Origin of the sequence: Rhizobium croatiense, from assembly GCF_019793465.1 — a bacterium.
In the GTDB taxonomy this organism is placed as follows: Bacteria; Pseudomonadota; Alphaproteobacteria; order Rhizobiales; family Rhizobiaceae; genus Rhizobium; species Rhizobium croatiense.
The window spans coordinates 286,956-304,220 of record NZ_JAILYJ010000003.1; the positions used below are offsets into that span (position 1 = coordinate 286,956).

The 17,265-nt window shown below is 64.5% G+C and carries 15 protein-coding genes; 10 read left to right on the forward strand and 5 right to left on the reverse strand.

The window, feature by feature from the left end; genetic code table 11:
* Nucleotides 1-104: 104 nt before the first annotated feature.
* Together ileS and K6M89_RS07015 are read left to right on the forward strand one after the other, a co-directional pair.
* The gene (ileS, locus tag K6M89_RS07010; RefSeq protein ID WP_222138899.1) at nucleotides 105-3,011 is read left to right on the forward strand and encodes an isoleucine--tRNA ligase; all 2,907 of its coding nucleotides are present in this window, start codon (nucleotides 105-107) and stop codon (nucleotides 3,009-3,011) included.
* A 131-nt stretch (nucleotides 3,012-3,142) separates the two neighbouring features.
* Nucleotides 3,143-3,772: a hypothetical protein gene (locus tag K6M89_RS07015; RefSeq protein WP_097580051.1), complete on the forward strand. Its 630-nt coding sequence runs from the start codon at nucleotides 3,143-3,145 to the stop codon at nucleotides 3,770-3,772.
* Nucleotides 3,773-4,087: 315 nt separating this feature from the next.
* Here K6M89_RS07015 and K6M89_RS07020 read toward each other — a convergent pair whose 3' ends face one another.
* Nucleotides 4,088-4,525, reverse strand: a complete 438-nt coding sequence (locus K6M89_RS07020; protein WP_222139031.1) for a nucleoside deaminase — start codon at nucleotides 4,523-4,525, stop codon at nucleotides 4,088-4,090.
* Nucleotides 4,526-4,615: 90 nt separating this feature from the next.
* Between K6M89_RS07020 and K6M89_RS07025 the strand changes: the two genes are divergently transcribed.
* The 3 genes from K6M89_RS07025 to K6M89_RS07035 are packed head-to-tail and all read left to right on the forward strand — an operon-like array spanning nucleotide 4,616 to nucleotide 8,094.
* Complete coding sequence (locus K6M89_RS07025) at nucleotides 4,616-6,658, forward strand: pseudouridine synthase (RefSeq protein WP_222138900.1); 2,043 nt, start codon at nucleotides 4,616-4,618, stop codon at nucleotides 6,656-6,658.
* A complete protein-coding gene (gene rsmD, locus K6M89_RS07030) occupies nucleotides 6,639-7,199 on the forward strand; it encodes a 16S rRNA (guanine(966)-N(2))-methyltransferase RsmD (protein WP_222138901.1) in 561 nt (186 codons plus the stop codon). The genes K6M89_RS07025 and rsmD overlap by 20 nt, the downstream gene beginning before the upstream one ends.
* 13 nt (nucleotides 7,200-7,212) lie before the next feature.
* Nucleotides 7,213-8,094: a patatin-like phospholipase family protein gene (locus tag K6M89_RS07035; protein ID WP_097580048.1), complete on the forward strand. Its 882-nt coding sequence runs from the start codon at nucleotides 7,213-7,215 to the stop codon at nucleotides 8,092-8,094.
* Nucleotides 8,095-8,098: 4 nt separating this feature from the next.
* Here the strand turns inward: K6M89_RS07035 and K6M89_RS07040 are convergent, their stop codons facing one another.
* The 4 genes from K6M89_RS07040 to K6M89_RS07055 all read right to left on the reverse strand — a co-directional run bounded on the left by K6M89_RS07040 (nucleotide 8,099) and on the right by K6M89_RS07055 (nucleotide 12,382).
* Nucleotides 8,099-8,554 carry a copper uptake system-associated protein gene (locus K6M89_RS07040; protein WP_222138902.1) on the reverse strand — a complete coding sequence of 152 codons (456 nt, stop codon included), beginning with the start codon at nucleotides 8,552-8,554 and terminating at the stop codon, nucleotides 8,099-8,101.
* 13 nt (nucleotides 8,555-8,567) lie between these two features.
* Nucleotides 8,568-9,941 (reverse strand): PepSY-associated TM helix domain-containing protein, encoded by a 1,374-nt coding sequence (locus tag K6M89_RS07045; protein ID WP_222138903.1) that lies wholly within the window; start codon nucleotides 9,939-9,941, stop codon nucleotides 8,568-8,570.
* Nucleotides 9,942-10,030: 89 nt separating this feature from the next.
* A complete protein-coding gene (locus K6M89_RS07050; RefSeq protein WP_222138904.1) occupies nucleotides 10,031-10,453 on the reverse strand; it encodes a DUF2946 family protein in 423 nt (140 codons plus the stop codon).
* A gap of 114 nt (nucleotides 10,454-10,567) precedes the next feature.
* Nucleotides 10,568-12,382 (reverse strand): monovalent cation:proton antiporter-2 (CPA2) family protein, encoded by a 1,815-nt coding sequence (locus K6M89_RS07055; protein ID WP_222138905.1) that lies wholly within the window; start codon nucleotides 12,380-12,382, stop codon nucleotides 10,568-10,570.
* A 119-nt stretch (nucleotides 12,383-12,501) separates the two neighbouring features.
* Here K6M89_RS07055 and K6M89_RS07060 point away from each other — a divergent pair, with 119 nt between their 5' ends.
* From K6M89_RS07060 to K6M89_RS07080, 5 genes are all read left to right on the forward strand, one after another.
* Nucleotides 12,502-13,848, forward strand: coding sequence for a TldD/PmbA family protein (locus K6M89_RS07060; protein WP_222138906.1), 1,347 nt, complete (start codon nucleotides 12,502-12,504; stop codon nucleotides 13,846-13,848).
* A gap of 28 nt (nucleotides 13,849-13,876) precedes the next feature.
* A complete protein-coding gene (locus K6M89_RS07065; RefSeq protein ID WP_222138907.1) occupies nucleotides 13,877-14,686 on the forward strand; it encodes a 3'(2'),5'-bisphosphate nucleotidase CysQ in 810 nt (269 codons plus the stop codon).
* Nucleotides 14,687-14,749: 63 nt separating this feature from the next.
* Nucleotides 14,750-14,998 (forward strand): DUF4170 domain-containing protein, encoded by a 249-nt coding sequence (locus tag K6M89_RS07070; protein WP_004673745.1) that lies wholly within the window; start codon nucleotides 14,750-14,752, stop codon nucleotides 14,996-14,998.
* 183 nt (nucleotides 14,999-15,181) lie between these two features.
* Entirely contained in the window at nucleotides 15,182-16,501 is a 1,320-nt protein-coding gene (waaA, locus tag K6M89_RS07075; protein ID WP_097580042.1) for a lipid IV(A) 3-deoxy-D-manno-octulosonic acid transferase, read from the forward strand.
* A 9-nt stretch (nucleotides 16,502-16,510) separates the two neighbouring features.
* On the forward strand, nucleotides 16,511-17,233 hold the full coding sequence (locus tag K6M89_RS07080; protein ID WP_222138908.1) for an HAD family hydrolase: 723 nt from the start codon (nucleotides 16,511-16,513) through the stop codon (nucleotides 17,231-17,233).
* Nucleotides 17,234-17,265: the final 32 nt, after the last annotated feature.

Genomic DNA, 17,265 nt, shown 5'->3' on the forward strand with positions numbered 1-17,265 from the left:
CCGGGAGGTCCGGGTTTTCGGCGCTTGGATACGAGCGCTTCCGTCACCAGCTTTTTCATACCCGTTGCGCCCCTTTCTGGGCCGCCAGAAACGATTGTCCCAATATGACCGACACAGCCGAAAAGATCGATTACTCGAAGACCCTCTATCTGCCCGAAACCGATTTCCCGATGCGCGCCGGCCTGCCGCAGAAGGAGCCGGAGCTCGTCAAGCGCTGGCAGGAGATGGATCTCTACAAGAAATTGCGCGCCTCTGCCGCCGGCCGCGAGAAATTCGTCCTGCATGACGGCCCGCCCTATGCCAACGGCAACATCCATATCGGCCACGCGCTGAACAAGATCCTCAAGGACGTCATCAACCGTTCGTTCCAGATGCGCGGTTATGACGCCAACTACGTGCCCGGCTGGGATTGCCACGGCCTGCCGATCGAATGGAAGATCGAGGAGGAGAACTACCGCGCCAAGGGCAAGGCCAAGCCGGATCTCAAGGAGCCGGCGGCGATGATCGAGTTCCGCCGCGAGTGCCGCGCCTATGCCGAAAAATGGATCAAGGTTCAGGGCGACGAGTTCCAGCGTCTCGGCATCGTCGGTGATTTCGACAACCCGTATCTGACGATGAATTTTCACGCGGAGAGCCGCATCGCCGGCGAGCTGTTGAAGATCGCCTCAAGCGGCCAGCTCTATCGCGGCTCCAAGCCGATCATGTGGTCGGTGGTCGAGCGCACCGCGCTCGCCGAAGCCGAAGTCGAGTACCACGACTACGAGAGCGACACGATCTGGGTGAAGTTCCCGGTCGGCAAAGGTCCCGACGGCGTCAAGGATGCCTCCGTCGTCATCTGGACCACCACGCCCTGGACGATCCCCGGCAACCGGGCGATCGCCTATTCCTCGCGCGTTGCCTACGGTCTTTACGAAGTCACGGCTGCCGAAAATGATTTTGGCCCGCGCCCGGGCGAGAAGCTGATCTTTGCCGATAAGCTGGCCGAGGAATCCTTTGCCAAGGCGAGGCTGCAGTACAAGCGTCTTGCCGACGTTGCGGCTGCCGATCTCGCCGGCCTCACCTGCGCGCACCCGCTCAAGGGTCTCGGCGGCGGCTATGCATTTGCCGTGCCGCTGCTCGAAGGCGACCATGTCACTGATGACGCCGGCACGGGCTTCGTTCATACTGCGCCCAGCCACGGCCGCGAAGACTTCGACGTCTGGATGGCGCATGCCCGCGAGATCGAGGCGCGCGGCATCGACACCAAGATCCCGTTCCCGGTCGACGATGGCGGCTTTTACACATCGGATGCCCCCGGCCTCGAAGGTGCGCGCGTCATCGACGACAACGGCAAGAAGGGCGATGCCAACGACCGCGTCATCAAGGCGCTGATCGAATGCACTGCGCTCTTTGCCCGCGGCCGCCTGAAGCACCAGTATCCGCATTCCTGGCGCTCCAAGAAGCCGGTCATATTCCGCAACACGCCGCAGTGGTTCGTCTATATGGACAAGACGCTGCCGGATGGAACGACGCTGCGCAGCCGTGCGCTCACCGCGATCGACGACACCCGCTTCGTGCCGGCTGCCGGCCAGAACCGCCTGCGCGCCATGATCGAGCAGCGCCCGGACTGGGTGCTTTCCCGTCAGCGCGCCTGGGGCGTGCCGATCTGCGTCTTCGTCGATGAGCACGGCGCCGTGCTGCAGGACGAGGCCGTCAACCGGCGCATCCTCGATGCCTTCGACGCCGAAGGTGCCGACGCCTGGTTTGCAGAAGGCGCCAAGGAGCGCTTCCTCGGCAATGAGCATGACCCGGCCAAGTGGTCGCAGGTCATGGATATCCTCGACGTCTGGTTCGATTCGGGTTCGACGCACACCTTCACGCTGGAGGACCGCCCGGACCTGAAGTGGCCGGCCGATCTCTATCTCGAGGGCTCCGACCAGCACCGCGGCTGGTTTCATTCCTCGCTCCTGGAATCGGCTGCCACCCGCGGCCGCGCGCCTTACGACGCCGTCCTAACCCATGGCTTCACCATGGACGAGAAGGGCGAGAAGATGTCGAAGTCGAAGGGCAACGTCACCGCACCGCAGGAGGTGATGAAGGATGCCGGCGCCGATATCCTGCGCCTCTGGGTGATGACCTCGGACTATGCCGACGACCTGCGCGTCGGCAAGACGATCATCCAGACCAATGTCGATGCCTATCGCAAGCTGCGCAACACCATCCGCTGGATGCTCGGCACGCTGGCGCATGACACGGGCGAGGAGATCGCGCTTGCCGACCTGCCGGAGCTGGAGCAGCTGATGCTGCATCGGCTTGCCGAGCTCGATCAGCTGGTGCGCGAAAACTACGACGCGTTCGATTTCAAGAAGATCGCCCGCGCGTTGATCGATTTCGCCAATGTCGAGCTTTCGGCCTTCTATTTCGATGTCCGCAAGGATGCGCTCTATTGCGACGCGCCGTCGAGCCTGCGCCGGCGCGCCAGCCTGCACGTCATCCGCCAGATCTTCGATTGTATGGTGACCTGGCTTGCCCCGATGCTGCCCTTCACCACCGAGGAGGCCTGGCTGTCGCGCAATCCGTCCGCCGTTTCCGTGCATCTGGAGCAGTTCGCCCCTGTTGCAAAGGAATGGCGCAACGATGCCCTGGCCGAGAAGTGGAAGAAAATCCGCGCCGTGCGTTCGGTGGTAACCGGCGCGCTGGAAATCGAGCGCAAGGACAAGCGCATCGGCTCTTCGCTGGAAGCGGCGCCCGTCGTCCATATCGCCGATGCCGAGCTTCGCAAGGCACTCGAGGGTCAGGACTTCAGTGAAGTCTGCATCACCTCGGGCATCACCATCAAGGCGGACGCCGGTCCGGCGGAAGCCTTCCGCCTGGCCGAAGTGCCTGATGTCGCCGTCGTGCCGAAGCTCGCCGAGGGTGTCAAATGCGCGCGTTCCTGGCGCATCACCAGCGATGTCGGCTCCGATCCTGATTATCCCGACGTCTCGGCGCGCGACGCTGCGGCGTTGCGCGAACTCGGCATCCGCGCCTGAAGATATTTGCCGGGTGAATTGCCTTTATGGCGTTCATCCGGTAAAAGCTGCCTGAAAATGGCCGGATTTTTGCGTCAGGGGGACGGTTGTCCGGTTGGGCAACGATTGCACCGGTGGCTGGAAGGGTTTTCATGTTCGCAACGCATTGGTTCCGTATGGGCGCCTGCCTGTCTGTTGTAGTGGCGGGATGCTCCCTGGTCTCCAGCTGCGCCAGCAGCCCGACCTACGGCACCGACAAGACCGCCATGGAGCAGCTGACCGACGACCTCGGCCAGTCCGTGTCGCTGACCGGGCCTGATCCGAAGAACAAGGGCGTCAAGTACACGCCGCGCCCGACGCTGGTGCTGCCGGCTGAGGGGCAGAGGGAGACCCTCGTTCAACCGCAGCAGACGGTTGCCAACAAGGACAATCCGCAATGGCTTGAATCGCCGGAGGAAACCCGCGCCCGCCTCGTTTCCGAGGCCGACGCGAACTCCGACAATCCGAACTACCGCTCGCCGCTCGCCAGCTCCGCCATCGAAGGCGGCCGGCGCACAACGGAAGCCCAGACCCAGGCCTATCGCGAGGCCCGCGCCCTGCAGAAGGGCTCCTACGTCGATCAGCGCCGCTATATTTCCGACCCGCCGCCCGGTTACCGCACCGTCGACGACCCGGCAAAGCTCGAAGATGTCGGCGAGCCCGAGCTCAAGAAGCAGAAGAAGCGCAAAAAGGAAGCGGCGATCGCCAACAGCGGCAAGCAGTGGTGGAACTTCCTGCAATAGCAGTTTGTCCCAGGGCGTAGGACTGTTTGTCCGGCTGGTACGCGTTCATGCGACTGCCCCGGAGATCGTCGATAGCGGCCCCTCATCCGCCTGCCGCCACCTTCTCCCCGTAAACGGGGCGAAGGGAATATGCCGCAACCTCTCCGTCCCCCATTAACCCCTCGCAGGGCACGTCCCCTAGCCCCGCAAGCGGGGGTCCGCAGGACGGGTCGAGACCAGTGGCTCGACCCCGGTAAGGGTTAGGGTGAGGGCAGCCATTCGCACCAACCGCACTCGCGGCACGCGGCTGAAGATGACCGCATCGCGCCCTGGAGCCTACGGCGTCTCTCTCTTTTGCGAAAAGAACGTCCGTAAAATCTCGGCCGACTGAACCTCGTTGAGGCCGGAATAGACTTCCGGGGCGTGGTGGCAGGTCGGCTGCGCATAGAATCGCACGCCATTGTCGACCGCGCCGCCCTTCGGGTCCTCGGCGCCGTAGTAGAGCCTGCGGACACGCGCAAACGAGATGGCTGCCGCGCACATGGTGCAAGGCTCCAGCGTCACATAGAGATCGGCGCCGGCAAGGCGCTCTTGTCCGAGCGCTTCGCAGGCGAGCCGGATCGCGGCGATTTCGGCATGGGCGGTCACATCATTGCGCTCGCGCGTGCGGTTTCCCGAGCGTGAAACGGCAATATCGTCGATGACGACCACCGCGCCGATAGGCACTTCGCCGCGTTCGCCGGCGGCGCGCGCCTCTTCCAGCGCCATCTCCATGAAACGATTTGTCTTCACGATCGCAAGAATTTCCACTTAACCGCAGATGCGTGACCTGATAGACAGGCCCAAAAGGCAGGCAAACAACAAATGACACCCAAAGACAAGCCAAAACGCCCGGGCGCAAAGCCCTTTTCACGCGACGCCGGGGCCAAGGCCGGCCCGAAAGCGGGCGGCGCGAAGCCGGCAAAGGCTGCAGCCGCGCGCCCGGCCGCGGCCGAAACCGACGGCGAGGCCAAGGCCGAACGCATTTCCAAGGTGATGGCGCGCGCCGGCGTCGCCTCCCGCCGCGACATCGAACGGATGATCATGGAAGGCCGCGTGACCCTGAACGGCAGGGTTCTCGAAACCCCCGTCGTCAACGTCACGCTTGCCGACCGGATCGAGGTCGACGGCGTGCCGATCCGCGGCATCGAACGCACCAGGCTCTGGCTCTATCACAAGCCGGCCGGTCTCGTGACCACCAATGCCGATCCGGAAGGCCGCCCGACCGTCTTCGACAACCTGCCGGAAGAACTGCCGCGCGTCATGTCGATCGGCCGTCTCGACATCAACACCGAAGGCCTGCTGCTGCTGACCAATGACGGCGGTCTTGCCCGGGCGCTCGAACTGCCGGCGACCGGTTGGTTGAGGCGTTACCGCGTGCGCGCCCATGGCGAGATCGATCAGGAGGCGCTCGACAGACTGAAGGACGGTATTGCCGTCGACGGCGTGCTTTATGGCTCGATCGAGGCGACGCTCGACCGCACGCAAGGCTCGAACGTCTGGATCACCATGGGCCTACGCGAAGGCAAGAACCGCGAAATCAAGAACGTGCTCGGCGCGCTCGGTCTCGACGTCAATCGCCTGATCCGCATCTCCTACGGCCCGTTCCAGCTCGGCGATTTGCCGGAAGGCCATGTCATCGAAGTGCGCGGCCGCACGCTGCGAGACCAGCTCGGCCCGCGCCTGATCGAGGAAGCCAAGGCGAATTTCGACGCGCCGATCTACAATGCGCCGGCAGTCGCCGCCGAGGAAGAGACTGAAGCTCCAGTACCGGAAAGGCGCGAGCGTCCGCGCCGCGACGAGGACAAGCGCGAACGGGCGCTGAGCCGCCTCGACACCAAGCGTGACGACCGCCACGGCGGCGGGCGCAGAGATGACGATCGCCGCGACGGCGGCCGCAGCAGGGACGACGACAAGCCGAAGCGGCCCCAGCCGCTCGGCCAGCGCCGCAGCGCCAATGTCTGGATGGCGCCGGGCGCTCGGCCGCTTGGCGAAAAGGCGGCGGCGAAAGCCGCCAAGAACGCGCAGACGGCGCGCCGGCGCGGCGAAGAGCGGCCGGCAAAGGGCACTGGCTTCGATCGCATCGAGGATCGTCCGCGCACCCAGATCAATCGCGTGCGCGAGGAGGACGGCGAATGGATCCGCTCGAGCGAGCAGCCCCATCGCAAGGATGAGGGTGAGGGCTCCGGCCGCAAGCGCTCTTTCGGGGATCGCCCGCCGCGCGAAGACCGCGGCTTCGGCGACCGCCCGGCCCGCGGCGAACGCCGCCCCCGCGAAGGGGGTGACGAACGCCCGCGTGCCAGAAGCTCTGCCGGCGAAGGCCGGCCGGAGCGTCCGCGCGGCGAGCGGCCTTTCGGCGATCGTCCCCCGCGTGGCGACCGGCCTTTCGGCGACAAGCCGCGCGGTGACCGTAAGCCGCGTGCGGTTGGTGACGAGCGCCCGCGTGCTGCCAGAGCCTCCACCGGCGAGGCCCGTTCGGAGCGTCCGCGCGGCGAGCGGCCTTTCAGCGATCGTCCCTCGCGTGGCGATCGTCCCTTCGGCGACAAGCCGCGCGGTGATCGCCGGCCGCGCGAGGATGGTTATGAGCGCCCGCGGGCAGCCAGAAGTTTTGCCGGTGAGGGTCGCTCCGAGCGTCCGCGCGGCGAAAGATCGTTCGGCGATAAGTCCCCAGGCGGCCGGCCTTCGGGCGACAAGCCGCGCGGCAAGGGCTTTGGCGCCAAGCCGGGTGGGCCTAAGAATTTTTCCGGCAAGCCGAAGGGCGCCAAGCCGGGCAGCGACAGGCCGGGCGGCGACAGACCTGCTGGCGGCCCGTCCAGAGGTGGTGCTAGAGGAAAGGGAATGACGCGCGGTGCGGATCGTCGGCGGTGAGTTTCGCGGACGGCCTCTCGCCGTGCCAAAATCCAACGAGATCCGGCCGACTGCCGACCGGACGCGCGAGAGCCTGTTCAACATATTGAGCCATGCCTATCCGGAATGCGTTGACGGCACCCGGATCCTCGACCTTTTTGCCGGAACCGGCGCCGTCGGCCTCGAAGCCGTGTCGCGCGGCTGTCGCCATGCGCTCTTCGTCGAAAACAGCGTCGAGGGCAGGGCGCTGCTCTGGGAAAACATCGACGCGCTCGGCCTGCACGGCCGCACGCGCATCCTGCGCCGCGATGCGACCGATCTCGGCAGCGTCGGCAATCTCGAAGTCTTCGACGTGCTGTTTGCCGATCCGCCCTATGGCAAGGGGCTCGGCGAAAAGGCGATGGCGGCGGCGGCCCAGGGCGGTTGGCTCAGGCCAGGCGCGATTGCGGTGCTCGAAGAACGCGCCGATATTGTCGTTTCCGTGCATCCTTCCTATGTTTTCCTCGAAGACCGCGTCTTTGGCGACACGAGGGTGCATTTCTTCCGGTATCAGCCGCAATAAGCGGGGGCGGGGCGTGCAGCAGGCAGAATTCATCAGCCCGAAACTGCCTGCGATCAGCGACCTTCCGACGGTCGCGGTCGCTTTCGGCGGCGGCGGTGCGCGCGGACTTGCCCACATCCATATCATCGAGACGCTCGACGAACTCGGCATCCGCCCGGTGGCGATATCGGGCTCGTCGATGGGGGCGATCATGGGGGCCGGCATGGCCGCCGGCATGTCGGGGGCCGAAATCCGCGAACATGCGCTGACGACCGTCGGCAACAAGACGGCGGTCGTCGCCCGCATCTGGGGCCTGAGGCCGGCGACGGTGCGCGATGCGGTGGCCAAGGGTATCCGCATCGGCCAGTTCAATCTGGAGCGGATCCTCAGGGCCTTTCTGCCGGCCGAGCTACCGGCCCGCTTCGAAGATCTGCTGGTGCCGATGAAGGTCATCACCACGGATTATTACGGGCAGAACGAGGTCATCATCGAAGACGGCGAGCTGTTTCCGGCGCTCGCCGCCTCATCCGCCATCCCCGCCGTCTTCATGCCGGTGCGCCTGCGCGGTCGGGTGATGATCGACGGCGGCATCAGCAATCCGGTGCCCTATGAACCCCTGATGGATCTTGCCGATATCGTCGTCGGCATCGATGTCGTCGGCGCGCCGGAAGGCGACGGCACCCATATTCCAAACCGCATGGAGAGCATCTTCGGCTCCGGCCAGCTGATGATGCAGACGGCGATCTCGCTGAAGCTGAAGCTCTGCCAGCCGCACATCTTCCTGCGCCCGACGGTCGGCCGCACCGGCGTCATGGATTTTTTGAAGGCTCGCGACGTGCTGGCCATGTCGGTCGGCGTCAAGGACGAGCTGAAATTCGCCCTTGACCGGGAAATCGAAGCGCGGCTGAAGCGCTGAAGCATTATTGGGCGTGGCCTTCATGGCCGCCGCCCGCGCCATCCGATGCTTCGTTCATCATCATGACCGTGCCCTCGAAGCTTGAGAGCAGTGCAAGCGTGGGGGGATCGATGTTCGCCTCGGCATCGCGCAGTTTCGCAGCCAGTCCGTTCGCGTCATTCGCCGGGAGCCCGATCTTCTGCAGCGTACCGGCATCCTTCAGGCTGTCGCCGCTGCAGAGATAGATGCTCCAGCCGTGATGCGTCTTTTTCAACAGGGCGCGTCCGCCGCGTCCGTCCTGCCGCCAGCCGACGATCGCCCAATCGGCCTGAACGGCGACGACCGGCGTGAGCTCCAGGGGCTTGTCCACCGTTTCGAACATCAGCTTCAGTCTTGCCGGGATGACCTGCTGCGGATCGTCGTCTGCAGATGCCATGGATGCGAGCAGCATGCAGGCAAGGAGAGCAATGATCGTCTTCATCTCTTGGTCTCCTTCAGGCGAGAACGCGTTTCAACACGGGCACGAAGCGCACGACGATCTGGTCGAAGGCGATCATGACGACAATGGCAAGCCCGCTCATCGGGAAGGCGACGGCGAAGATTGCGGTAATCACCCACAGGCCGTAGTAGACCGAGCGCCTTGGCGGCATGGGTGGCACGCCGAGCCGGCCCACCGGTCGCCGTTTCCACCACATGACGACTGCTGTCACGCAGCTGAGCACAATGGCCTGGCAGGTTGCGAGCATCAGCAACTGGTTGAAACGCCCCCATTCCTGTCCCTGGTGGACATTGATACCCCATTCGATCGCCTTGCCGAGCAACGGATATTGGTTGAAGCCGATATCGATCAGCGGTTTGCCGGAATACTGGTCGATATGGATGGTCCGTTCGTCGGCGAGATCGTCGGGATAGAGCGAGGCGGTATAGACGCCGGTCGCGTCGGAGGGGATCGCCATGTCGAAACCCGGCGCCATGCCCAGCTGCTCGGCGATCTCCACGGCCCTGTCGAGGCCGATCGGTTTGGCCGATTGCGCTATGGCTATATCAGAAAGCGGAACCGGCGCTTTCTCGACGATCCAGCCGCTCTTCGGCAGGATGTCCTCGGTGACTTTCTGCGACTTCGGCACGTCGTCCCAGAGCTGGACGGGATAGCCGAGCCCGTGTTCGGTCAGCCAGGCATTGGCGTTTGCGCCCCAATAGCCCGACCATGGCATGCCTGTGATCGCCAGGAAGAAGATCAGCAGGCCGGCAAAAGCCCCTGTCACCGCATGCAGGTCACGCCAGAAAACCCGGCGGCCCGGCGTTCCCCGCACGCTGACGACGCCACCCGTTTGGCGGCGCGGCCACCAGAGATAGATGCCGGTCGCGACCAGCACCATGGCAAAGCCGCCGGCAATCTCGATCAGCCGGTTCGCCGCCTTGCCAAAATAGGCAAGGCTGTGGATGCGCTTGACGACATAATTGAACTCGTCGGTCGATCCGACCACATCGAGCACCTTGCCGTCATAGGGATTGACGAAGACAAGCATCGCGCCGGCATTGCCGGCGACGGTGACGATGGCCGATCGTTCGGGTCCGGCCGGGTTCTTGTAGGAGGTCGCCGTCGAGCCCGGCTCGGCGGCGGCCGCAATCTCGGCGAGCCGTTCCGCCGGCAGCGTGTCGCCTGCCGGCTCGACAATGTAGCGGTGGGCGAAGACGGTGCTGTTGATCTCGTCCTTGAAGAGATAAAGCGATCCGGTCACGGCCAGATTGAGCATGAAGGGAATGACGAGAAGCCCGGCAAAGAAATGCCAGCGCCAGATGGCGCGGTAGAGCGAAGCGCCGCTGGCGGCGTGCTGCGCCGGTTCGGCGGCAGTAATGGTCGACATGAGAATGGATCCGTATCCACGGGCGACTGCTGGAGCGCAGCTCGGCCGGCGTTGAAAGGCGTGTCGCGGTATCTGCCGCAACACGGAGTTCAGGCAGGGATCGGATCGGAAGGGGGAGCGCGCGGGCCGGTATTCGGCGGAAAGAGCTGACGATGGAAGGCTTCGGCCCGGATCGGCAATTCGACCGCAACCGCAAAGCCGATCGGCGCGCCGGCCACATCCGCCGGCGCCGGCAGCAGCGTGGCGGCGCCGATCCGGCAGGCTTCGCAGCCATGCGAATGCGTCTTGTCGTGCTTGCCGGTGCCGGATTTGTCGGTGCCTGACTCATCCGTGACGGTCACGCAAAGCGTCGGCAGGCTCCCGTCCGGAAGGATGTATTGAGCGAGCTCGGCCGGATCGAACGTGCCGGCGGCTGAGGCGGGAGTTTGATGGGCGAACCCGACGAAGACAAGCGCGACGGCGCACAGGATGCGCAGTGCCCATTGTTCGATGTGTTTCGCCCGCCTGATCAAATTTCCCTCTCGGATCGCGCCGATTGCCCGCTTGATAAACGCCGGCCCGCTGACAATCAATGCGTCACTTTTGCGGGGCCGCTCGTCGGCCGGTCCGGGGGCGACAAGACGGGGTCAGGCGTCGGCCGTAGCGTCCGCGGTGTCCGCCAGCGGATCGTCCTCGAAGGGATCGGCGGCGCGTTTCGGTTTGACCAGCGGTTCCGGACGCACCGGGTGGGAAAACAGCATGTCGCGTCCGGCCTGCAGTCCTTCGGAGACCTGCAGGGCAAGCCGCGCCTCGTCGCGCTTGCGGATATCCTCGCCGATCTCATAGGCGTCGACCTCGGCGACGCCAAGCGCTTCCAGCGTCCGCCGTCCGAAGAGCAGGCCCGATTCCAGCGTTTCGCGCAGTTCGAAATCGACGCCCTTGTTGCGCAGCTCGATCGAATGGATGCGGTCGTAGGAGCGCACATAGAGCCTGGTGTGCGGATAGTCGGCCTGCACCAGTTCCACCACCTTGTCGGTGATCTCCTTCTTCTGCGTGCAGACGAGCACGATCTTTGCCCGATCGATGCCGGCCGAGCGCAGCACGTCCTTGCGCATGCCGTCGCCGAAATAGATGCGGAAGCCGAAGGAGGAGGCCTGGCGGATGCGGTCGGCGGAAAAATCGATGACGGTGACGCTGCGCCCGCCGGCAAGCAGGATCTGGGCGGCGATCTGGCCGAAACGCGAGAAGCCGACCATCAGCACGTCGGCGCCCGCACCATCGAAATCCTCGTCGAGCTCCTCCCGGGCGTCGCCGCTGAGCAGCCGCTTCGAAAGTGCCGCTCCGATCGGTGTCAGCGCCATGGAGAGCGTGACGATCGCCACCAGTAGCGATGCCGTGCTCGTCGACATCAGCCCGGCCGCACCCGCCGTTGTAAACAGCACGAAGCCGAATTCGCCGCCCTGCGGCAGCAGGAAGGCGATGCGGATCGCGTCATCGTGCGGCGAGCCGGAGATCCGGCAGAGCCCGTAGATGATGGTGGCCTTGACGGCCATGACGATCGGCACGGCGACGACGACGAAGAGCGCGTTGTCGAAGAGAACGTCAAGCTCCAGCGACAGACCGACGGCGATGAAGAAGATGGCGAGCAGTACGCCGCGGAACGGCTCGATATCGGCCTCCAGCTCGTGCCGGTAGGAAGATTCGGCCAGCATCACGCCGGAGAGAAAGGCGCCCATCGCCATTGAAAGTCCGGCAAGCTGCATCAGGCTTGCCGATCCCATGACGACGAAGAGGGCGGCTGCGATCATTGCCTCGCGCGCGCCGGTGCGGGCGATGACCTGGAAGAGCGGCGTCAGCAGGTAGCGCCCGGCGACGACCATCGCCGCGACCGCGCCGACGGCCACCGCGAAATCGGTCAGCGGTGCGTTGCTGCCTTTGTCGCTGCCGTCGAGAACCGTGATCAGCGCCAACAGCGGCACGATCGCCAGGTCCTGGAACAAGAGCATCGAGAACGAACGCTGCCCGTATCTCGTATTGACGTCGCCATCGCCCTCGAGGATCTGCATGGCGAAGGCGGTCGAAGACAGCGCCAGGCCGAAGCCGGCGACGATGCTGCCGCGCCAGTCGAGCACTTCAGAAAACCAGGCAAGCGCGGTCAGCGCCAGCCCCGTCACCACCACCTGCGCCGTGCCGAGGCCGAAAATGTCGCGCCGCATCTGCCAGAGGCGGCTGGGCTTCAATTCCAGCCCGATGATGAACAGCAGGAAGACGACGCCGAGCTCGGCGACGCCGAGAATCTGTTCGCCGTCGGTGATGCCGTGGAAAACAGGACCGATGACGATGCCGGCAGCGAGATAGCCGAGGACGGTGCCGAGCCCGAGCTTCTTGAAGATCGGAGCGGCGACCACCGCGCCGCCGAGCAGCAGGATCGTTTCGGAAAAAAGGTCATTGGGTGCTGACATGCTGGCGATTTCTTTCAGGTGGCGGGAAACATCCGGCAGCCCTGATAAAGAATCGGCGGCGGCGGCCTTGATGCTTGGGAGAGTGCACAATAAATGGAAGCCGAAGGAAAGGCCAAATCATGTCCTCTGAAATCGACTCCTCGACACTTCTTTCCCGCGCAAGTCAATTGATCGATCTGGCAAGGAAGGCAGGGGCCGACGCCGCCGACGCCGTCGTCGTTCGCTCGCGGTCGCAATCGGTCAGCGTCCGTCTTGGCAAGGTCGAGGGAACGGAATCCTCCGAAAGCGATGATTTTTCTCTGCGCGTCTTCATCGGCAAACGCGTCGCCAGCGTTTCGGCCAATCCGGGCTTCCATCTGCAGGCGCTTGCCGAACGCGCCGTCGCCATGGCCAGGGTTTCCCCGGAGGATCCCTTCGCCTGCCTCGCCGATGAGGCGAGCCTTGCGAAATCCTATCCCGACCTGCAATTGTTCGATGCCACCGAGGTGTCCTCCGAGATGCTGCGCGAGGCAGCCCTTGCCGCCGAGGCGGCGGCTCTTGCGGTCAAGGGTGTGACCAATTCCTCCGGCGCCGCCGCATCCGCCGGCATGGGCGGCCTTGTCCTCGCCACCTCGCACGGTTTTGCGGGCAGCTATATGGGTTCCCGTTTCGGCCATTCCGTCAGCGTCATCGCCGGCGAAGGCACCGGCATGGAACGCGACTATGATTTCGACACCCGCCTCTATTATGCCGAGCTCGACGACCCCGCCGACATCGGCCGCCGTGCCGGCGAACGGGTGGTGAAGCGTATCAATCCGCGCCAGGTGCCGACCGGCAAGAACGTCACCGTCATCTTCGACCCGCGTATCGCCCGCGGCTTCGTCGGCCATATCGCCGGCGCGATCAATGGCGCCGCCGTCGCCCGCAAGACCAGCTTCCTGCGCGACAGGATGGGTCAGCAGGTGCTGAAGTCGGGCCTGTCGATCACCGACGATCCGCTGATCGTGCGCGGCCCCGCCTCGCGGCCCTTCGACGGCGAAGGTGTATCCGGCGAGCGGCTGGTGATGATCGAGGACGGTGTTCTGAAGCACTGGTTCCTTTCGACCTCGACCGGCCGCGAGCTCGGACTTGAAACGAATGGCCGCGGCGTGCGCGGCGGCACCGCCGTTTCGCCGTCCTCCACCAACCTCGCCCTCGAACCCGGCGACATCTCGCCGGAGGAACTGATCCGCAGCGTCGGCAACGGCTTTTACGTCACCGAATTGATCGGCCACGGCGTCAACATGATCACCGGCGAATACAGCCGCGGCGCCACCGGCTTCTGGATCGAGAACGGCGAACTGACCTTCCCGGTGTCGGAGGTGACGATCGCCTCGAACCTCAAGGACATGTTCATGCGCCTGACGCCGGCAAACGACATCGACCGCAAGTTCGGCGTCGCCGCACCGACCTTCGCCATCGAAGGCATGACGCTCGCAGGACAGTGAAATAGGGCAGAAGGAAACGATTGACGCGATGAGCGATAGGGAAAAGCTCCGCTGGCAGGGCGATCTCGCCTTGATCACCGAGGCTGCGAGGGAGGCCGGCGCGGTCGCCTTCGGCTTCTTCAACCAGTCTCCCGAGGTCTGGTGGAAGAATGACGATCGCTCTCCCGTCAGCGCCGCCGATTTCGCCGCCAACAAGACGCTGGAATCGATCCTGCGCAAGGCGCGACCGGATTATGGCTGGCTGTCTGAAGAAACCGACGACGATGCCGACCGCCTGGGGCGCGAGACGCTGTTCATCATCGATCCGATCGACGGCACACGCGCCTTCCTCGGCGGGCAGAAGGTCTGGTGCGTCAGCGTCGCGGTCGTGCATCGCGGCCGCCCGGTCGCCGGCGTGCTCTACGCCCCGGCGCTCGAAGAGCTTTACGAAGCCGTCGAGGGCGGCCCGGCGCTGAAGAACGGCGTACCCATCACCGTTTCGGCCGCCCTGCCGGAGGAGATGCGCCGGCTGGCGATCGGCGAAGATCTGTTGAAGACCTTTCCCCCGGCGTTTCGCGAACAAGTGAGGCGCGAGAAATACATTCCCTCGCTTGCCTATCGCATTGCCATGGTGGCGGACGGACGGCTCGACGGCACGTTCGTCAAGGGCAATTCGCATGATTGGGACCTTGCCGCCGCCGATCTGATCCTGGCTTGCGCCGGCGGCCGCCTCGTCGATCTCGACGGAAATCCGCTCGTCTACAATCGCGCCGAAGTCACCCACAAGGTGCTGTGTGCGGCGCCGGCGCCGCGCATCGAAGAGTTCCTCGCGGCCTTTGCCGGGCGACGAGACAGTTGACGTTTCCGTCAAAATCCCGCAGATGGGGTGGCGGAGGAGAATGGGCAGAAAGAGAACAAGAAAATGACTGAGTCCGGTGACAAGAAGCAGCTTTTGCATCTCGTTTTTGGCGGCGAACTGGAAAGCCTCGATGACGTCCAGTTCCGTGACCTGAAGGGTCTCGATATCGTCGGCATCTTTCCCGATTATGCCACGGCGCTGACGGCCTGGAAGGCGAAGGCGCAGCAGACGGTCGACAATGCGCATATGCGCTATTTCATTGTCCACATGCATCGTTTGCTCGATCCGCAGGAAAAGGCCGGCGGCCACTGACCTCGGCCATCGTTCTGCGCCAAGTGCCGGCGGCCGCCATCGGTCGCGCCGGGCTTCGTGCATCGGCCGTCCGTCGATCCGGATCGTTTGACGCATTCTGAACAAATTAATCGGCCATTTCGGCCGCAACGATAATCAGGGAATGGGTTTGATGTCGATCGTCTTGGATCGGAGGCTGGCGCAATGAGCTCCCGGATGGCGCGGTTCGGTCTGAGCGCATATCGTCTGGCGGGAACCGTAGCCTCTCCTGTCGTCGGCCTTTATATCACCTACCGCACGGCCAAGGGCAAGGAAGACCGCGCGCGCCGCCTGGAACGCTTCGGCTATCCGAGCGCCAACCGGCCGCAGGGCCCGCTCGTCTGGTTTCATGCCGCAAGTGTGGGCGAAACCAATGCCGTCATTCCGCTGATCCGCGAAATCCGCCGCCGCGATATCCACGTCATTCTGACGACCGGCACTATCACCTCGGCCAGGCTCGCCGCCGAGCGCCTCGGCGATGAAGCGATCCATCAATATGTCCCGCTCGACCTGAAACCGTCGGTCAGCCGCTTTCTCGATTATTGGCAGCCCGATTGCGCCATCATCGCCGAATCCGAGATCTGGCCGGCAACCGTGCTGGAGCTCGGCCGCCGCCGCATTCCGCAGATCCTGATCAATGCCCGCATGTCGGACCGCTCCTTTGCCCGCTGGCGCCGCCGCCCATCGATTGCCGAAGCCCTGTTCGAAAATCTCGCCCTCGTCATCGCCCAGTCGGATATCGATGCCGAACGTTTCCGCGATCTCGGCGCCGTTCCCGTCATCACCTCGGGCAATCTCAAGGTCGATACCGACGCTCCGCCCTATGACAGCGCCGTCCTCGCCCGCTACAAGAAGCAGATCGGCGATCGCAAGACCTGGGCGGCGATTTCGACCTTCGACGGCGAGGAGAATGCCGCCGGCATCGTCCATCGCGCCCTGAAGGAACGTGATCGCCAGTTGACGATCATCGTGCCGCGCCATCCCGAACGCAGCGACGAGATCGAGGCGGCTCTGGTCAAGCAGGGCCTCAAGGTCGCCCGCCGCACCCGCGACGACGTGCTGTCCGCCGATATCGATATTTTCCTCGGCGATACGATCGGTGAAATGGGCCTTTATCTTCGCCTGACGGAGATCGCCTTCGTCGGCCGTTCGCTGTTTGCCGAAGGCGGCCAGAACCCGCTGGAGCCGGCCATGCTTGGCTGCGCCATCCTCTCCGGCGGCAATGTGCAGAATTTCCGCGAGGCCTATCAGAAGCTCGCCCGCAGCGGCAGCGCCCGCATGGTGCGCGATACCGAAATGCTGGCCAAGGGCGTGCATTACCTTTTGATCAACGACGACGCCCGCCGCAAGATGATCGAAGCCGGCATCGCCACCGTGCACGAGATGCGCGGCGCGCTCACGGCGACGGTGAGGGGGCTGGAACCCTATATCAATCCGCTGACGGTCAAGGCGCGCCTGCTGCCCAAAGCCGTCGCCCAGCTCTGAGGAGGCGCGATGTCGGGCCCGGCGCGTATCAAAGGCATCCTCTTCGACAAGGACGGCACGTTGCTCGATTATGACGAGAGCTGGTTGCCGGTCAATCGCGAGCTTGCCCGCATCGCCGCCGAGGGCGATCCGCTTCTCGCAGACCGGTTGCTTTTGGCTTGCGGCATGGATCCTCAGACCGGCCATATCGTTCCCGACAGCCTGCTCGCTGCCGGCAACACCCGCCAGATTGCCGAGGGGCTCGTCGCCGCCGGCTCGATGGTCGATGTCGGCGAATTGACGACCCGCCTCGACGATCTCTTTTCCGGCGCTGCCGAATTTTCCGTGCCGGTGACCGACCTCGCTGGCTTCTTCGCCAGGCTGCACCAGCGCGGCTTCAAGCTCGGCGTCGCCTCCAGCGACAATGAACGCTCGATCCGCCAGACCGCCGAACGCTTCGGTTTTGCCGGTTATGTCGATTACATCGCCGGCTATGACAGCGGCTTCGGCGTCAAGCCGGAACCCGGCATGGTGCTCGGCTTCTGCGCCGCGACCGGTCTTTTGCCGGAAGAGGTCGCGATCGTCGGCGACAACAATCATGATCTGCACATGGGCCTGAATGCCGGGACGGGGCTCAGGATCGCGGTGCTGACCGGCACCGGCTCGCGGGCCTCGCTTGCCGCCGCTGCCGATCATGTGCTCGACGATATCACCGCCATCGAGACATTGCTGCCGGACCTGCAGCCGGCCTAACGCGTCGCCGTCTTGGCAAGGACTTGCATTTT

Excerpts from the sequence above, each read along its gene's own strand:
- waaA (WP_097580042.1), top strand. The coding sequence starts at position 15,182 with ATGAGCTCCCGGATGGCGCGGTTCGGTCTGAGCGCATATCGTCTGGCG.
- K6M89_RS07080 (WP_222138908.1), top strand. The coding sequence starts at position 16,511 with ATGTCGGGCCCGGCGCGTATCAAAGGCATCCTCTTCGACAAGGACGGC.
- K6M89_RS07065 (WP_222138907.1), top strand. The coding sequence starts at position 13,877 with ATGAGCGATAGGGAAAAGCTCCGCTGGCAGGGCGATCTCGCCTTGATC.
- K6M89_RS07020 (WP_222139031.1), bottom strand. The coding sequence starts at position 4,525 with ATGGAGATGGCGCTGGAAGAGGCGCGCGCCGCCGGCGAACGCGGCGAA.
- K6M89_RS07025 (WP_222138900.1), top strand. The coding sequence starts at position 4,616 with ATGACACCCAAAGACAAGCCAAAACGCCCGGGCGCAAAGCCCTTTTCA.
- K6M89_RS07015 (WP_097580051.1), top strand. The coding sequence starts at position 3,143 with ATGTTCGCAACGCATTGGTTCCGTATGGGCGCCTGCCTGTCTGTTGTA.
- K6M89_RS07070 (WP_004673745.1), top strand. The coding sequence starts at position 14,750 with ATGACTGAGTCCGGTGACAAGAAGCAGCTTTTGCATCTCGTTTTTGGC.
- ileS (WP_222138899.1), top strand. The coding sequence starts at position 105 with ATGACCGACACAGCCGAAAAGATCGATTACTCGAAGACCCTCTATCTG.
- K6M89_RS07060 (WP_222138906.1), top strand. The coding sequence starts at position 12,502 with ATGTCCTCTGAAATCGACTCCTCGACACTTCTTTCCCGCGCAAGTCAA.
- K6M89_RS07045 (WP_222138903.1), bottom strand. The coding sequence starts at position 9,941 with ATGTCGACCATTACTGCCGCCGAACCGGCGCAGCACGCCGCCAGCGGC.
- K6M89_RS07040 (WP_222138902.1), bottom strand. The coding sequence starts at position 8,554 with ATGAAGACGATCATTGCTCTCCTTGCCTGCATGCTGCTCGCATCCATG.
- K6M89_RS07055 (WP_222138905.1), bottom strand. The coding sequence starts at position 12,382 with ATGTCAGCACCCAATGACCTTTTTTCCGAAACGATCCTGCTGCTCGGC.